Source organism: Citrobacter sp. C348, assembly GCF_047467975.1.
Lineage (GTDB): Bacteria > Pseudomonadota > Gammaproteobacteria > Enterobacterales > Enterobacteriaceae > Citrobacter > Citrobacter gillenii.
The window spans coordinates 127,033-142,136 of sequence record NZ_JASJUJ010000006.1 but is presented as its reverse complement, the minus strand read 5'-3'; the positions used below and the strand labels follow the sequence as shown (position 1 = coordinate 142,136).

The following is a 15,104-nucleotide window of genomic DNA, read 5'->3' as shown; positions in this document are numbered from 1 at the left end:
CCTCAAGAGTTGGGTGGCAAAGGACTTGAGATAAGCCTCAAATCCCTTCGCCGGCATTATCCGGATCAGGTTCGACGGGTATCTCTCAGCCCATACACTTCATCATTCACGCTGCCTCTGTGTTGGCTGCGCTCGCTCACCCCAGTCACATAGTTATCTATGCTCCTGGGGACTCACTCGCTTGCCGCCTTGAGGCATCATGAATGATTTTGTGTATGTTTTTTATTTAGCACCCCGTTGAGAACGGCGTTAGTGTAATGATTTTGTTGCTATGCGGCAATCAAGAGCCGGATCTACGGGTCCGGCGGTGCAAACCATGCTGATTTAAAATCAAACCAGCCGAGCGTATTCATGCGTAACCCGCGCATACTGCGCTGCCCCTGAATGATCAGCCAGTGGTGGATCAGCGGCACAATGGCTTTACTGGCAAGCAGTTGCTGACACCATGCCGCAAGGCTCATCTCGCCGGTGCGCCAGCGGGCGGCGTCGCTTTCCCAGTCCAGAGAAAGACAGTTTTGCAGCAGCGGGACTTCGCACAAATGGGCGAACAGCGAGAAGTCCAACGGTAAGGTAAAGTTGGCGCTGTTGAGCCAGATATCGCTGACGGTCTCGCCTGCGTGCCATTGATCGTAGTCGATCTCCTGAATATTCAGCTGTACCTGATGCTCCGCCAGCAATGTTTTCATGATCTGCGCAATCACCCGATGCTCGATATGATCGCGATAGTAGGTGAGCGTCAGTGTTTCCAGTCCCGCCGGTTTTTCACCGAGTCCTGGCCTGGCGTGATGCCAGCGAGGCAGTAATCCGTACGCGGGAAACCAGTGTCGTTGATACTGCTCGTCAGCCTGAAAAATTAAATTCGTCGGCGAGAGTATGCGGCTTACCCATTCGCGCACCTCCTGATTGGCTCCGCGATGGGCGCGGGAATCAAACAGCATGTAATAACACCCTTCCTCCAGCCGACTTTCGATGGCCTTTTCATCTTCCGTCGGGCCTTTGAGCGTGAGTCCGCCGCCAGGCTCTTCGGCGATGTCCGGTAACACCCACACGTTCACTTCGTCAATCAGCGCCCGGTAACCAAAGTAATCATCAAAAGCGTGAATTTTTAGCTGGTTACTCGTATTGCGGACGACCGCATAGGGACCGGTGCCAATCGGGTGGCTGGAAAAGTTATTCAGCGTTTCCCATTCGCGCGGCAGGATCATGGCGGGGACCTGTCCCAGTAGCCACGGCAACCAGCGATCAGGTTGCGCCAGATGGATATCCAGCGTCCACGCCGTGGGGGAGGCAATTTGCGTAATGTGCGAGTACAGAGGCAGGCTGTTGATCCGCCCCAGTGAGGCGATCACATCCTCCATTTCCAGCTCGCGACCATGATGAAAATGGATCCCAGGACGCAGGAAGAACCGCCAGTGCAGCGGCGAAATTTGTTGCCAGTGGTGGGCAATGTCGGCTTCCAGTTCCCCATTTTCCTCATTTACGCGGGTTAAGGCGCTGAAGATTTGCCTGGCGATATGGGTTTCGGAACGGCGTAGTGCCGTACCGGGGAGCAGATTGTGCATCGGGCGATAGTAAAGGACGCGCATGATGTGCCGCCCCTGGCGAAAGCTGCGGCCCAGATGGGAAACCAGCATTTGTCGCACGGCTGTTTTATCGCCGACCAGTTGCACCAGTTGATCAATGCGATCCTGTTCCAGCAGGTCTTCCGCCCGCTGCTGCTGGAGCGCCAGCCCGGTATAGAGAAAGGTCAGGCGTGAACGTTTGCCGCGACCGACCTCGGCTTCCCACGTTAGCCAGCCGCGTTCCTGCATGGTGTTGAGAAGGGTGCGCATATGGCGGCGCGAGCAACTGAGCAACTCTGCCAGCTCGTTCAGTGTGGTGTCTTGCGTTTTGCCGTCGCAGCATTGCCACAGGCGGATAAACTGTTGTTGCAAACGACCTGAAGACATAAAAGGGGAACTCCCACGGAAAACTCAGCAATTTTATTATCCCCATATTAAGCCAATAATGAATTCCGATGAAGCGATGAGACAACGAAGGGGTCATCTATGCGTCAGTTCTATTTAAAGTACTTTACCTCGACAACGCGTTTGTCCTGGTTGGCTTGCCTGAGTGCCCCGCAGCGCTTAAAGATGCTCGATGAACTGATGCAGTGGGAGTTGCAAGACTGACCTCTGAATTGGGAATTGCAGACATCATGTGTGACTGAGTATTGGTGCAGGCTGTATCCTGCCATTATCTCTGAGCATCGCTGGTGGCTATTTTTTCACATGGCAAGGCGCGAACAGTGAAATTTGGTGAACCAAATAAGGTGTGAGCAACACAGCTATGTGAAAAAATAGCCCCAGCCCTCTGGGACGCGTGTAAAAAACGCATACTCTGCGTTGTCAGGCTTGGGAATAGGTTTCTATACCCAGCGCCCTCCGCCTGGATTATGCGTTTTTTACCCAGCGTCGATGCCAGATATAATGGCAGGATACAGCCTCGTTCACCCGCCAGCAGGTATTATCTGCTGGCTTTTTTCGTTTCCGCTGCGCTTAAAAGGAAAGATATGCTCTGGATTATGACCATGGGACGGCGCCTCAACGGCGTGTATGCGGCGTTTATGCTGGTTGCCTTTATGATGGGCGTAGCGGGCGCGTTACAGGCACCCACGCTGAGCCTGTTTCTAAGTCGCGAGGTGGGGGCACAGCCATTTTGGGTTGGGCTGTTTTACACCGTCAATGCGATCGCCGGGATCGCGGTCAGCCTTGGTCTGGCGAAACGATCCGACAGTCGGGGCGATCGGCGTAAGCTGATCATGTTCTGCTGTCTGATGGCGATTGGCAATGCTTTGCTGTTTGCTTTTAACCGCCACTATTTAACGCTGATCACCTGCGGGGTGCTGCTGGCTTCGCTGGCAAATACCGCCATGCCGCAGCTGTTTGCGCTGGCGCGGGAGTATGCCGATAACTCGGCGCGAGAAGTGGTGATGTTCAGCTCGGTGATGCGTGCGCAGCTTTCGCTGGCGTGGGTGATTGGGCCGCCGCTGGCGTTTATGCTGGCGTTAAATTACGGCTTCACGATGATGTTTTCGATTGCTGCCGGGATATTTGCCGTTAGCCTGGTGCTGATCGCGCTGATACTGCCGTCGGCGGCGCGGGTCGAGCAGCCTGTCGATGTCCCGCTTGAGCAGACCGGCGGCTGGCAGGACAAAAATGTGCGCATGTTGTTTATTGCCTCCACGCTGATGTGGACCTGCAACACCATGTACATTATCGATATGCCGCTGTGGATTAGCCTTGAACTGGGACTACCGGACAAACTGGCAGGGATCCTGATGGGCACCGCCGCCGGGCTGGAAATTCCGGCAATGATTCTGGCGGGTTACTACGTGAAGCGTTTTGGTAAGCGGCGGATGATGATAACCGCCGTGGCGGCAGGCGTGCTGTTTTACCTTGGGCTTATCTTCTTCCATAGCCATACGGCGCTACTGGTCCTGCAGCTGTTTAATGCGGTATTCATCGGGATTGTTGCCGGAATAGGCATGCTGTGGTTTCAGGATCTGATGCCGGGCAGGGCGGGTTCAGCCACCACCTTATTTACCAACAGTATCTCCACGGGGGTGATTCTGGCGGGGGTGATTCAGGGAGCGGTGGCGCAAAGCTACGGGCATTATGCCGTCTACTGGGTGATTGCGGCGATTTCGGTAGTTACGCTGGTGATGACTGGACGGGTGAAAGACGTCTAGTCCGGTACAGTCCCGGCGTCGCTGTGCTCGCCGGATGGCGGCGTAAACGCCTTATCCAGCCTACAATTGGAGCGCGCTTGTAGGCCGGATAAGCGCAGCGCATCCGGCATCACAATGACTAGCGCATAAACGCCGGCTGTTTGTCCTCGTAAGTCGAGATCGCGTCCTCGTGCTGCAACGTCAGCCCGATGCTGTCGAGACCGTTCAGCATGCAGTGGCGGCGGAAGGCGTCGATTTCAAACGGATACGCTTTATCGCCAGCCTTCACCACCCGTGCCTGCAGATCCACCTCAAAACGGATCCCCGGATTGGCCTGTACCAACGTGAACAGTTCATCCACTTCGTCGTCGCTTAATTTCACCGGCAGCAGTTGGTTATTAAAACTGTTGCCGTAGAAGATGTCGGCGAAACTTGGCGCGATCACCACTTTGAATCCGTAATCGGTCAGCGCCCACGGTGCATGTTCGCGCGAGGATCCGCAGCCAAAGTTTTCTCGCGCCAGCAGAATAGACGCCCCTTTGTATTCCGGGAAATTCAGCACGAATTCCGGGTTAGGCTGCTGGCCGTTCTCATCGAGAAAGCGCCAGTCGTTGAACAGGTGCGCACCAAAACCGGTGCGCGTCACTTTCTGCAAAAACTGTTTGGGAATAATGGCATCCGTATCGACGTTGGCGGCATCCAGGGGGACAACCAGGCCGGTATGCTGGGTAAATTTCTCTGCCATGGTAGTTTCCTTATTTGATGCGGCGAATGTCGGCAAAATGACCGGTTACGGCGGCGGCAGCAGCCATGGCTGGGCTGACTAAGTGCGTACGCCCCCCGCGCCCCTGACGACCTTCAAAGTTACGGTTGCTGGTGGAAGCACAGCGTTCGCCCGGATTCAGACGGTCGTTGTTCATCGCCAGGCACATTGAGCAACCCGGTAAGCGCCATTCAAAACCGGCTTCAATGAAAATCTTATCCAGACCTTCTGCTTCTGCCTGGGCTTTAACCGGACCCGAACCCGGCACCACCAGTGCCTGCACGCCCGGCGCGACCTTGCGGCCCTTGGCGATTTCAGCTGCGGCGCGTAAATCTTCAATACGCGAGTTGGTGCAGGAGCCGATAAACACTTTATCAATAGCCACTTCCGTCAACGGAATGCCCGGTTTCAGCCCCATATAGGCCAGCGCCTTTTCTGCTGATGCGCGTTCAACCGGATCGCTAAACGACGCGGGGTCGGGAATGTTATCGTTCACGGCGATTACCTGGCCTGGGTTAGTGCCCCAGGTGACCTGCGGAGCAATCTCTTCTGCCTGCAGGGTGACGGTGGTATTAAACGTCGCTCCGTCGTCGGTTTTCAGCGTTTTCCACCAGGCGACGGCATCGGCAAAATCCTGACCTTTAGGGGCATGCAAACGTCCCTGTACATAGTTGAAGGTGGTTTCATCCGGTGCGACCAGACCCGCTTTGGCCCCCATTTCGATTGCCATATTACACAGGGTCATACGACCTTCCATGCTCAGGGCACGGATGGCATCGCCGCAAAACTCAACCACGTGCCCGGTACCGCCTGCGCTACCGGTTTTACCGATAATCGCCAGCACGATATCTTTGGCTGTAATTCCTGGTGCTGCCGTGCCATTAACTTCGATCTTCATGGTTTTGGCGCGCCCTTGCTTCAGGGTTTGCGTGGCCAGCACGTGTTCGACTTCTGAGGTCCCGATACCAAACGCCAGCGCGCCGAACGCACCGTGTGTGGCGGTGTGGGAGTCACCGCAGACAATGGTCATACCCGGTAAGGTCACACCTTGCTCGGGTCCCATCACGTGGACGATGCCCTGAAAAGGGTGGTTCAGATCGTACAGTTCGACGCCGAACTCATTGCAGTTTTTGATCAGCTCCTGCATTTGGATGCGCGCCATTTCACCGGAGGCGTTAATGTCTTTGGTTTGCGTCGAGACGTTATGATCCATGGTGGCGAAGGTTTTGCCCGGCTGGCGAACCGGGCGGTTATGCGCCCGCAGGCCGTCGAATGCCTGCGGTGAGGTCACTTCGTGCACCAGATGGCGGTCGATATACAGCAGCGGCGTTTCGTCCTGCGCTTCATACACGACGTGCGCATCGAACAACTTTTCATACAACGTTTTAGCCATGATTACACCCCTTCTGCGACGTAGCGAGCAATGATATCGCCCATCTCATCGGTACTGACTGCGGCTGTGCCACGGGCTAAATCACCGGTGCGAATACCTTCTGCTAATGCGCGGTTAACGGCGCTTTCAATGGCTGCTGCTGCATCATTGGCGTCCAGGCTGTAGCGCAGCAACAGCGCCAGTGACAAAATCTGGGCAATCGGGTTGGCAATGTTTTTACCGGCGATATCCGGTGCTGAGCCGCCGGCGGGCTCGTACAGGCCAAAGTCCTGCTCATTCAGGCTGGCAGACGGCAGCATGCCCATGGAGCCGGTGATCATCGCGCATTCATCGGACAGGATGTCACCAAACAGGTTGGAGCACAGCAGCACGTCAAACTGAGACGGATCTTTAATCAACTGCATGGTGGCGTTGTCGATATACATATGCGTCAGGACAACGTCCGGGTATTCATTGGCTATTTCATTGACCACTTCACGCCACAGAATCGAGGTTTGCAGCACGTTGGCTTTATCAATCGACGTCACTTTACAGCGACGCTTGCGGGCAGATTCAAATGCAATGCGCGCAATACGTTCGATCTCGAAACGGTGATAGACCTCGGTATCAAAGGCTTTTTCATGTTGACCGCTACCTTCACGGCCTTTTGGCTGACCGAAGTAGATCCCGCCCGTCAGTTCGCGTACGCACAGGATGTCGAAACCGTTGGCGGCAATATCGGCGCGCAGCGGGCAAAAATCTTCCAGCCCCTGGTACAGCTTAGCCGGGCGCAGGTTGCTGAATAATTTGAAGTGTTTACGCAACGGCAACAGGGCACCACGCTCCGGCTGCTGGTTTGGCGGCAAGTTTTCCCATTTCGGGCCGCCCACGGAGCCAAACAGAATGGCATCGGCCTGCTCACAGCCGTCAACTGTTGCGGGTGGCAGCGGCTGACCGTGGTTGTCGATGGCAACGCCGCCCACGTCATAGTGGCTGGTGGTAATGCGCATAGCGAAACGGGTGCGAATCGCGTCCAGTACTTTCAGAGCCTGCGCCATCACTTCCGGGCCAATACCGTCACCCGGCAAAACAGCAATATGATAATTCTTCGACATCACACGGTTTCCTTGTTGTTCTCGTTGTTTTGAGCTTTGCGTTGCAATTCTTTTTCGACTTCTTCGGCGCGCCAGATGTTGTTCAGTACATGCACCATCGCTTTGGCAGAGGATTCGACAATATCCGTTGCCAGACCTACGCCGTGGAAGCGGCGGCCGTTAAAGTTGGCGACGATATCTACCTGACCGAGTGCATCTTTACCGTGGCCTTTTGCGGTCAGGCTGTATTTCACCAGTTCGATGTTGTAGTCGGTAATGCGGTTGATAGCCTGATAGATGGCGTCGACCGGGCCGTTACCGTTGGCTGCTTCGGCTTTCACATTCTCGCCACAGGCCAGCTTGACGGAGGCGGTGGCAATATCATTGGAGCCAGACTGCACGCTGAAGTAATCCAGGCGGAAATGTTCGGGTTCTTCTTGCTGTTTGTTAATAAAGGCCAGCGCTTCCAGATCGTAATCAAATACCTGACCTTTTTTATCCGCCAGCTTCAGGAAGGCGTCGTACAGGTTATCCAGGCTGTATTCACTCTCTTTATAGCCCATCTCATCCATACGGTGTTTGACCGCAGCACGTCCGGAACGGGACGTCAGGTTCAGTTGCACCTGGTTCAGACCGATGGACTCCGGGGTCATGATTTCGTAGTTTTCACGGTTTTTCAGTACGCCGTCCTGATGAATACCGGAGGAGTGGGCAAAGGCGCCGCTACCGACAATCGCTTTGTTGGCCGGAATCGGCATATTGCAGATTTGGCTGACTAACTGGCTGGTACGCCAGATTTCCTGATGATTAATGCGGGTCTGTACGTTCAGAATATCTTTGCGGACTTTGATCGCCATGATCACTTCTTCCAGCGAGCAGTTACCGGCGCGTTCACCGATCCCGTTCATCGCCCCTTCGACCTGACGCGCACCGGCATGAACAGCGGCCAGCGCGTTACCGACGCCCAGACCTAAATCGTCGTGGGTGTGCACGGAAATGATCGCTTTGTCGATATTCGGCACTCGTTCATACAGGCCGGAAATGATTGCGCCAAATTCGAAGGGCATGGTGTACCCGACGGTATCGGGGATATTAATGGTTTTGGCACCGGCATTAATCGCCGCTTCTACCACGCGAGCCAGATCGGCAATAGGGGTACGGCCGGCGTCTTCGCATGAGAATTCCACGTCATCCGTGTAATTACGCGCACGCTTAACCATATATACAGCCCGCTCGATAACCTCATCCAGCGTACTACGTAATTTGGTGGCGATATGCATCGGCGAGGTGGCGATAAACGTATGAATGCGGAAAGCCTCAGCCACCTTCAGGGATTCAGCGGCCACATCGATATCTTTTTCCACACAGCGGGCTAAGGCGCAGACGCGGCTGTTTTTAACCTGTCGGGCAATGGTCTGTACCGACTCAAAATCACCTGGCGAAGACACAGGGAAACCGACTTCCATCACGTCAACGCCCATACGCTCGAGAGCCAGAGCAATCTGCAGTTTTTCTTTCACACTCAGGCTTGCCTGTAACGCCTGTTCACCATCGCGTAAGGTGGTATCGAAAATAATGACTTGCTGGCTCATGGTTTAGGTCCTTTGTCTTTTTTGGCGCCTTGCTTCGAGCATAAAAAAACCCGCGCAGCGGCGCGGGTTTTTGTCTTAACTGGAGCTGACGTAATGCTAAATGTCGTTCACCAGTCTACCGCGCAACGAAGATGCGTTTAGTAGTAGTAGACCGTTAAAACGAACAATGTAAGTCATCAATCAGGCTCCAGGCGAATGCGATATGCTTTTAGTGGTACTGGATATGAAAGCTGATGTCAACCCCGCTCCCCGTAAACGTCCGTATTCAGAAGAAAAACACCTTTGCAATCTAAGCGAATTGTGCTGAATTTTTAGAGAAGCATAAAATAAATCAGTGTGCGTTCGTACATACTTTTCATGCTTTGACATATTTGAGCATATTTGTTTGCAACTATTGTGACAGCATGCTGATGAGATGGGGTGTAGATACACTTTTTATCTTTATGATTTATCAGTTTTTATAGTGTCCATGAATGAATGCAGGGGGCACGCTTCTCAATGATTGATAAATTAATGTTAACTTTTAATGTATTAATAATATAAACATTTAATCAAATCTTAAATATATATTCACCGTACGTATGATTGTGTATTCGTCGTGCTTATGGTTATATTGTTCGTGAAATTTAAACATATGAATCATCGTGCAGTGACATCTGCCACACTGCGCTCGCATTGGGTTTCTGTTCATTTAGGTTCGTACCTTTATGTTTTCCTAATTTTAATGTTTTTCCTTTTTCTTATTTTATATGCATGGTAAATCATATTAACGGAGGTTATTTCTTCACTCCGTCTGGGAAAAGGGAGTTTAGAGTGACAGTGGAGTTAAATATGCCAGAAGTGAAAATAATAGATAAACCAAATCCTATAACAATGGGAAAGCCGCAGCTTCGCATGGTTGATCTTAATTTATTAACCGTCTTTGACGCGGTAATGCAGGAACAAAATATTACCCGCGCTGCGCATACTCTGGGGATGTCGCAACCTGCAGTCAGTAATGCTGTGGCGCGTTTGAAAATTATGTTCAATGATGAACTTTTTGTTCGTTATGGCCGTGGGATCCAGCCGACAGCGCGGGCCTTCCAACTTTTTGGCTCCGTCCGTCAGGCATTGCAACTGGTACAGAATGAACTGCCGGGTTCGGGGTTTGAGCCTGCCAGTAGCGAGCGCGTATTCAACCTCTGCGTATGCAGCCCATTGGATAATATTCTGACCTCCTTGATTTATAATCGGGTTGAGCAAGTTGCGCCAAACATTAATGTCGCATTTAAATCTTCACTCAATCAAAATACCGAACATCAATTACGCTATCAGGAAACGGAGTTCGTTATTAGTTATGAAGAGTTCCGTCGCCCTGAATTCACCAGTATTCCCTTGTTCAATGACGAGATGGTGTTAGTCGCGAGCAGAAAACACCCCCGTATTAGTGGTCCATTATTGGAAAACGATGTTTATAATGAACAGCATGCGGTGGTCTCTCTCGATCGCTTTGCATCATTTAGCCAACCCTGGTATGACACTGCGGATAAACAATCTTGTGTCGCTTATCAAGGTATGGCGTTAATCAGCGTGTTGAATATTGTTTCGCAAACGCATCTGGTGTCTATTGCACCACGTTGGTTAGCGGAAGAATTCTCTGAGCAGTTAGATCTACAGATATTGCCTTTACCGTTAAAATTGAATAGCCGTACATGCTATCTTTCCTGGCATGAAGCTGCGGGCAGGGATAAAGGCCACCAATGGATGGAAGAATTATTAGTCTCCGTCTGTAAGCAGTAGTATTCGACAGAATAAATCGGGCAAGATGTCTGGTTTATTCTGCTTTTGGCTTTTTATCTAAGATTTTGTGCTGAACTTGTCTTTCTGCATCTGTCCAAAAGTGTAAAAAAATAGACTAATCGCTGTAAGTCTCCATTTTTAAGCGATTATTTCTCATTTCATTAGCGGATGCTGGTTTAAATCTCCATTTATTCTGCGCTTACCTCCTTTTTATTCTTATTCATGCGAATTCCCCCTCTTAGGTGTCAATTGCCATGCGTCATCCTCAGCGGTTAATGTGTTGTTAAACCGTTATTCATTATAAGAGTGGAGGCAAGCCATGGAGATGTTGTCTGGAGCCGAGATGGTCGTGCGATCGCTCATCGATCAGGGTGTGAAGCAGGTATTTGGTTATCCTGGGGGCGCGGTCCTCGATATTTATGATGCGCTGCATACGGTCGGGGGAATCGATCATGTGCTAGTCCGTCATGAACAAGCCGCCGTACATATGGCCGATGGTCTGGCGCGTGCCACGGGTGACGTCGGCGTGGTTCTGGTGACCTCCGGGCCGGGCGCAACCAATGCGATTACCGGTATTGCTACGGCGTATATGGATTCCATTCCGCTGGTGATCCTCTCCGGGCAGGTGGCGACGTCGCTGATTGGCTACGATGCCTTTCAGGAGTGCGACATGGTCGGTATCTCTCGTCCGGTGGTGAAGCACAGCTTCCTCGTTAAGCAAACGGAAGATATTCCTCAGGTCCTGAAAAAGGCCTTCTGGCTGGCGGCAAGCGGTCGCCCAGGCCCTGTGGTCGTGGATTTGCCAAAGGATATTCTGAATCCGGCAAAGAAACTGCCGTATAGCTGGCCGGAGTCGGTCAGTATGCGCTCGTATAATCCGACGACAACCGGACATAAGGGGCAAATAAAGCGCGCGCTACAAACGCTGGTCGCGGCTAAAAAACCGGTGGTATATGTTGGCGGCGGTGCGGTCAATGCGGCCTGTCATGAACAACTTGGCCAGATTGCACAAGCGCTTAACCTGCCGGTTGTTTCTTCGTTGATGGGATTGGGCGCGTTTCCAGCCACGCATCGTCAGGCGCTGGGCATGCTGGGGATGCATGGCACCTACGAAGCCAATATGACCATGCATCATTCCGACGTGATCTTTGCCGTTGGCGTTCGCTTTGACGATCGCACAACCAATAACCTGGCAAAATATTGCCCAAATGCGACCGTGCTGCATATCGACATCGATCCGACCTCTATTTCCAAAACCGTCACGGCGGATATCCCGATTGTCGGCGACGCCCGACTGGTGTTGGATCAGATGCTGGAACTGTTACCGCAGGAGAAATCGCAGCAACCGCTTGATGATAACCGCGACTGGTGGCAGCAGATAGAACAGTGGCGTGCGCGCCAGTGTCTGAAATATGACACGCAAAGTGAGAGCATTAAGCCGCAGGCTGTCATTGAAACCCTCTGGCGTCTGACGAAAGGGGATGCGTATGTAACCTCGGACGTTGGTCAGCACCAGATGTTTGCCGCGCTGTACTACCCGTTTGATAAGCCGCGTCGTTGGATTAACTCCGGTGGCCTCGGCACCATGGGATTCGGTTTACCTGCAGCGTTAGGCGTAAAGATGGCGCTACCGAATGAAACGGTGGTGTGCGTCACCGGCGATGGCAGTATTCAGATGAATATCCAGGAGCTGTCGACGGCGTTGCAATATGAGCTGCCGGTGCTGGTACTCAATCTTAACAACCGTTACCTCGGCATGGTTAAACAGTGGCAAGACATGATTTACTCCGGGCGTCACTCGCAGTCTTACATGCAGTCGCTGCCCGACTTTGTACGTCTTGCCGAGGCATATGGTCATATTGGTATCCAGATAAACCATCCGGATGAACTCGAGAGCAAATTGGCTGAGGCGCTGGAACACGTGCGTAACCATCGTCTGGTGTTTGTCGATGTCACCGTTGATGGCAGTGAACATGTCTACCCGATGCAGATTCGCGGAGGCGGTATGGATGAAATGTGGTTAAGCAAAACGGAGAGGACCTGATTATGCGCCGGATATTATCAGTATTACTGGAAAACGAGTCGGGTGCATTGTCACGAGTGATTGGTCTCTTCGCTCAGCGCGGTTACAACATTGAAAGCCTGACCGTCGCACCGACGGACGATCCGACGTTATCGCGAATGACGATCCAGACGGTGGGTGATGAAAAGGTCCTTGAGCAGATCGAAAAGCAGCTGCACAAACTGGTGGATGTCCTGCGCGTAAGCGAGTTGGGACAGGGGGCTCATGTTGAACGAGAGATCATGCTGGTGAAAATTCAGGCCAGCGGTTACGGTCGTGAAGAAGTGGTGCGCAATACGGAAATATTCCGCGGGCAAATCATTGACGTCACGCCGTCCATCTACACCGTACAACTGGCAGGTACCAGCGATAAGCTCGATGCTTTCCTGGCTACATTGCGTGAAGTGGCGAAAATCGTCGAGGTTGCGCGCTCCGGCGTGGTGGGGCTTTCTCGCGGTGATAAAATCATGCGCTAATCATGGCCCAGTTATTAATTCGTGAGCCCAATGCTACCGGTTGGGCTTTTTTTTGAGAAATCAGCGGTAACCAGAGACAAAAGCGGTTGCCGCGGTCATTATTCTGCGCTTAGATGTTAAGAGTTTAACCCATGCCATCTCAAAGGTTATGGTTGGTACATTTTACGCAAGGGGCAATTGTGAAACTGGATGAAATCGCTCGGCTGGCCGGCGTTTCGCGAACGACTGCAAGCTACGTTATTAATGGCAAAGCAAAGCAATATCGCGTAAGCGACAAAACGGTTGAAAAAGTCATGGCGGTGGTGCGCGAGCATAATTACCACCCAAATGCTGTGGCAGCCGGGCTACGTGCTGGACGCACACGTTCTATCGGGCTGGTGATCCCGGATCTGGAGAATACAAGTTATACCCGGATAGCCAACTATCTGGAGCGCCAGGCGCGTCAGCGTGGCTATCAGCTGCTGATTGCCTGCTCTGAAGATCAGCCAGATAACGAAATGCGTTGTATTGAACATCTATTACAACGCCAGGTTGATGCCATTATTGTGTCGACCTCTTTGCCGCCAGAGCATCCGTTTTACCAGCGCTGGGCTAACAGCGCATTCCCGATTGTGGCGTTAGACCGCGCGCTGGATCGTGAACATTTCACCAGCGTTGTCGGGGCCGATCAGGACGATGCAGAAATGCTGGCGGAAGAATTGCGTAAGTTCCCGGCTGATACCGTCCTTTATCTCGGTGCGTTGCCGGAATTATCTGTGAGTTTCCTGCGCGAGCAGGGTTTTCGTACCGCGTGGAAGGACGATCCGCGTGAAGTGAATTTCCTGTATGCCAACAGTTATGAGCGGGAAGCCGCCGCGCAGCTGTTTGATAAATGGCTGGAAACGCACCCGATGCCACAGGCGTTGTTTACCACTTCCTTTGCGCTTTTACAGGGCGTGATGGATGTGACATTACGTCGTGACGGGCAGCTACCGTCTGATTTAGCGATTGCTACCTTTGGCGATCATGAATTGCTCGACTTCCTACAGTGCCCGGTACTGGCGGTGGCGCAACGTCATCGCGACGTTGCAGAGCGCGTACTGGAAATCGTGTTGGCCAGTCTGGATGAGCCGCGTAAGCCAAAACCAGGCTTAACGCGCATCAAGCGTAACCTGTATCGCCGCGGTATTCTCAGTCGGAGTTAAGGTGTTCTGCTGGACGCGCTGGAAGGCGATAACCTTCTGGCGCGGTCATTTATTCAATTATCAGAAATAACCTCATTATATTTAAGAATATTCTTTAGAATTATCTGAAATTCAATTTCTATATATCGTGATTAAAAACGCAACCCACCCTTTTTACGTTATTGATACGTAACGACGCGTTACGATTGTATTATTTTGTTACATGGTTGTGTGGATTTGCCGAATTAACAAACACTTTGCTTCCGTATTGCAGATTTTTCTCGCCTGCCTTGGTCGTACAAGGCGTACAGACCGATCAACTGGTACTGTTATCTCGCTGCATATTGTCCTAAAATGCCGCTCGCGTCGCAAACTGACACTTTATATTTTCTCGAGATGATATTGAGTTGTTTTAAACAATGATGAGTTGTTGGATTTTTTTCTTACAAATATTCATGACGTTAATTTGCTTCGTTCGCTGTACGGAATTTGTTCAACGCTGATATTGGCCGTAAACATTGGGTTTTTTGCTCCGCTAAGCGCCGTGACTTGCTTGACAAGGTTTTCCTCCGCTCCGTAAACTCCTTATAAGTGGGATTTTGTGGGACAAAGTGGTAATCGGGGGTGAGACTGGCATGTTCCGGGGAGCGACGTTAGTTAATCTCGACAGTAAAGGGCGCTTATCAGTGCCTACCCGGTATCGGGATCAACTGCTCGAGAGTGCTACCGGTCAAATGGTTTGCACCATTGACATCCATCACCCGTGCCTGCTGCTTTACCCCCTGCCTGAATGGGAAATTATCGAGCAGAAGCTATCTCGTCTGTCCAGCATGAATCCGGTCGAGCGCCGCGTACAGCGCCTGCTGTTGGGGCATGCCAGTGAATGTCAGATGGATAGCGCCGGTCGATTACTGATAGCACCCATTTTGCGGCAACATGCAGGGTTAACAAAAGAAGTGATGCTGGTTGGGCAGTTCAACAAATTTGAGCTGTGGGATGAAACGACCTGGTATCAACAGGTCAAGGAAGATATCGACGCTGAGCAATCTGTTACCGGCGCGCTGTCGGAACGATTGCAGGATTTGTCTCTATAA

General features: G+C 52.0%; 13 protein-coding genes and 1 riboswitch. Of the genes, 7 read left to right on the top strand and 6 right to left on the bottom strand.

Going from position 1 to position 15,104, the window contains the following annotated elements; genetic code table 11:
• Window positions 1-24: 24 nt before the first annotated feature.
• Window positions 25-247, bottom strand: a riboswitch (TPP riboswitch).
• Window positions 248-293: 46 nt separating this feature from the next.
• Window positions 294-1,949: an HTH-type transcriptional regulator SgrR gene (gene sgrR, locus QNN86_RS13240; RefSeq protein ID WP_181618639.1), complete on the bottom strand. Its 1,656-nt coding sequence runs from the start codon at window positions 1,947-1,949 to the stop codon at window positions 294-296.
• Window positions 1,950-2,048: 99 nt separating this feature from the next.
• Here sgrR and sgrT point away from each other — a divergent pair, with 99 nt between their 5' ends.
• The gene (gene sgrT / locus QNN86_RS13235; protein ID WP_181618640.1) at window positions 2,049-2,171 is read left to right on the top strand and encodes a glucose uptake inhibitor SgrT; all 123 of its coding nucleotides are present in this window, start codon (window positions 2,049-2,051) and stop codon (window positions 2,169-2,171) included.
• A 380-nt stretch (window positions 2,172-2,551) separates the two neighbouring features.
• A complete protein-coding gene (locus QNN86_RS13230) occupies window positions 2,552-3,730 on the top strand; it encodes a sugar efflux transporter (protein ID WP_181618641.1) in 1,179 nt (392 codons plus the stop codon).
• A 118-nt stretch (window positions 3,731-3,848) separates the two neighbouring features.
• Here QNN86_RS13230 and leuD read toward each other — a convergent pair whose 3' ends face one another.
• The 5 genes from leuD to leuL all read right to left on the bottom strand — a co-directional run bounded on the left by leuD (window position 3,849) and on the right by leuL (window position 8,707).
• A complete protein-coding gene (leuD, locus tag QNN86_RS13225; protein WP_181618642.1) occupies window positions 3,849-4,454 on the bottom strand; it encodes a 3-isopropylmalate dehydratase small subunit in 606 nt (201 codons plus the stop codon).
• 10 nt (window positions 4,455-4,464) lie between these two features.
• Entirely contained in the window at window positions 4,465-5,865 is a 1,401-nt protein-coding gene (leuC, locus tag QNN86_RS13220; RefSeq protein ID WP_181618643.1) for a 3-isopropylmalate dehydratase large subunit, read from the bottom strand.
• 2 nt (window positions 5,866-5,867) lie between these two features.
• A complete protein-coding gene (gene leuB, locus QNN86_RS13215) occupies window positions 5,868-6,959 on the bottom strand; it encodes a 3-isopropylmalate dehydrogenase (protein WP_115259468.1) in 1,092 nt (363 codons plus the stop codon).
• Window positions 6,959-8,530, bottom strand: coding sequence for a 2-isopropylmalate synthase (gene leuA, locus QNN86_RS13210; protein ID WP_181618644.1), 1,572 nt, complete (start codon window positions 8,528-8,530; stop codon window positions 6,959-6,961). The genes leuB and leuA overlap by 1 nt, the downstream gene beginning before the upstream one ends.
• Window positions 8,531-8,626: 96 nt before the next feature.
• Window positions 8,627-8,707 carry a leu operon leader peptide gene (gene leuL, locus QNN86_RS13205; protein WP_115259466.1) on the bottom strand — a complete coding sequence of 27 codons (81 nt, stop codon included), beginning with the start codon at window positions 8,705-8,707 and terminating at the stop codon, window positions 8,627-8,629.
• Between the two features lie 654 nt (window positions 8,708-9,361).
• Here leuL and leuO point away from each other — a divergent pair.
• The 5 genes from leuO (at window position 9,362) to mraZ (ending at window position 15,104) form a co-directional block, all read left to right on the top strand.
• Window positions 9,362-10,309 carry a transcriptional regulator LeuO gene (gene leuO, locus QNN86_RS13200; RefSeq protein WP_135912591.1) on the top strand — a complete coding sequence of 316 codons (948 nt, stop codon included), beginning with the start codon at window positions 9,362-9,364 and terminating at the stop codon, window positions 10,307-10,309.
• Between the two features lie 319 nt (window positions 10,310-10,628).
• Complete coding sequence (gene ilvI / locus QNN86_RS13195; RefSeq protein WP_153880552.1) at window positions 10,629-12,353, top strand: acetolactate synthase 3 large subunit; 1,725 nt, start codon at window positions 10,629-10,631, stop codon at window positions 12,351-12,353.
• A gap of 2 nt (window positions 12,354-12,355) precedes the next feature.
• Window positions 12,356-12,847, top strand: coding sequence for an acetolactate synthase small subunit (gene ilvN, locus QNN86_RS13190; protein ID WP_096758312.1), 492 nt, complete (start codon window positions 12,356-12,358; stop codon window positions 12,845-12,847).
• 179 nt (window positions 12,848-13,026) lie between these two features.
• Window positions 13,027-14,031, top strand: coding sequence for a catabolite repressor/activator (gene cra / locus QNN86_RS13185; RefSeq protein WP_096758311.1), 1,005 nt, complete (start codon window positions 13,027-13,029; stop codon window positions 14,029-14,031).
• A gap of 614 nt (window positions 14,032-14,645) precedes the next feature.
• A complete protein-coding gene (mraZ, locus tag QNN86_RS13180; RefSeq protein ID WP_005124560.1) occupies window positions 14,646-15,104 on the top strand; it encodes a division/cell wall cluster transcriptional repressor MraZ in 459 nt (152 codons plus the stop codon).

What these genes read in the sequence shown, in the direction of transcription:
- sgrR (WP_181618639.1), bottom strand. Translation starts at nt 1,949, where the DNA reads ATGTCTTCAGGTCGTTTGCAACAACAGTTTATCCGCCTGTGGCAATGC.
- sgrT (WP_181618640.1), top strand. Translation starts at nt 2,049, where the DNA reads ATGCGTCAGTTCTATTTAAAGTACTTTACCTCGACAACGCGTTTGTCC.
- QNN86_RS13230 (WP_181618641.1), top strand. Translation starts at nt 2,552, where the DNA reads ATGCTCTGGATTATGACCATGGGACGGCGCCTCAACGGCGTGTATGCG.
- leuD (WP_181618642.1), bottom strand. Translation starts at nt 4,454, where the DNA reads ATGGCAGAGAAATTTACCCAGCATACCGGCCTGGTTGTCCCCCTGGAT.
- leuC (WP_181618643.1), bottom strand. Translation starts at nt 5,865, where the DNA reads ATGGCTAAAACGTTGTATGAAAAGTTGTTCGATGCGCACGTCGTGTAT.
- leuB (WP_115259468.1), bottom strand. Translation starts at nt 6,959, where the DNA reads ATGTCGAAGAATTATCATATTGCTGTTTTGCCGGGTGACGGTATTGGC.
- leuA (WP_181618644.1), bottom strand. Translation starts at nt 8,530, where the DNA reads ATGAGCCAGCAAGTCATTATTTTCGATACCACCTTACGCGATGGTGAA.
- leuL (WP_115259466.1), bottom strand. Translation starts at nt 8,707, where the DNA reads ATGACTTACATTGTTCGTTTTAACGGTCTACTACTACTAAACGCATCT.
- leuO (WP_135912591.1), top strand. Translation starts at nt 9,362, where the DNA reads ATGCCAGAAGTGAAAATAATAGATAAACCAAATCCTATAACAATGGGA.
- ilvI (WP_153880552.1), top strand. Translation starts at nt 10,629, where the DNA reads ATGGAGATGTTGTCTGGAGCCGAGATGGTCGTGCGATCGCTCATCGAT.
- ilvN (WP_096758312.1), top strand. Translation starts at nt 12,356, where the DNA reads ATGCGCCGGATATTATCAGTATTACTGGAAAACGAGTCGGGTGCATTG.
- mraZ (WP_005124560.1), top strand. Translation starts at nt 14,646, where the DNA reads ATGTTCCGGGGAGCGACGTTAGTTAATCTCGACAGTAAAGGGCGCTTA.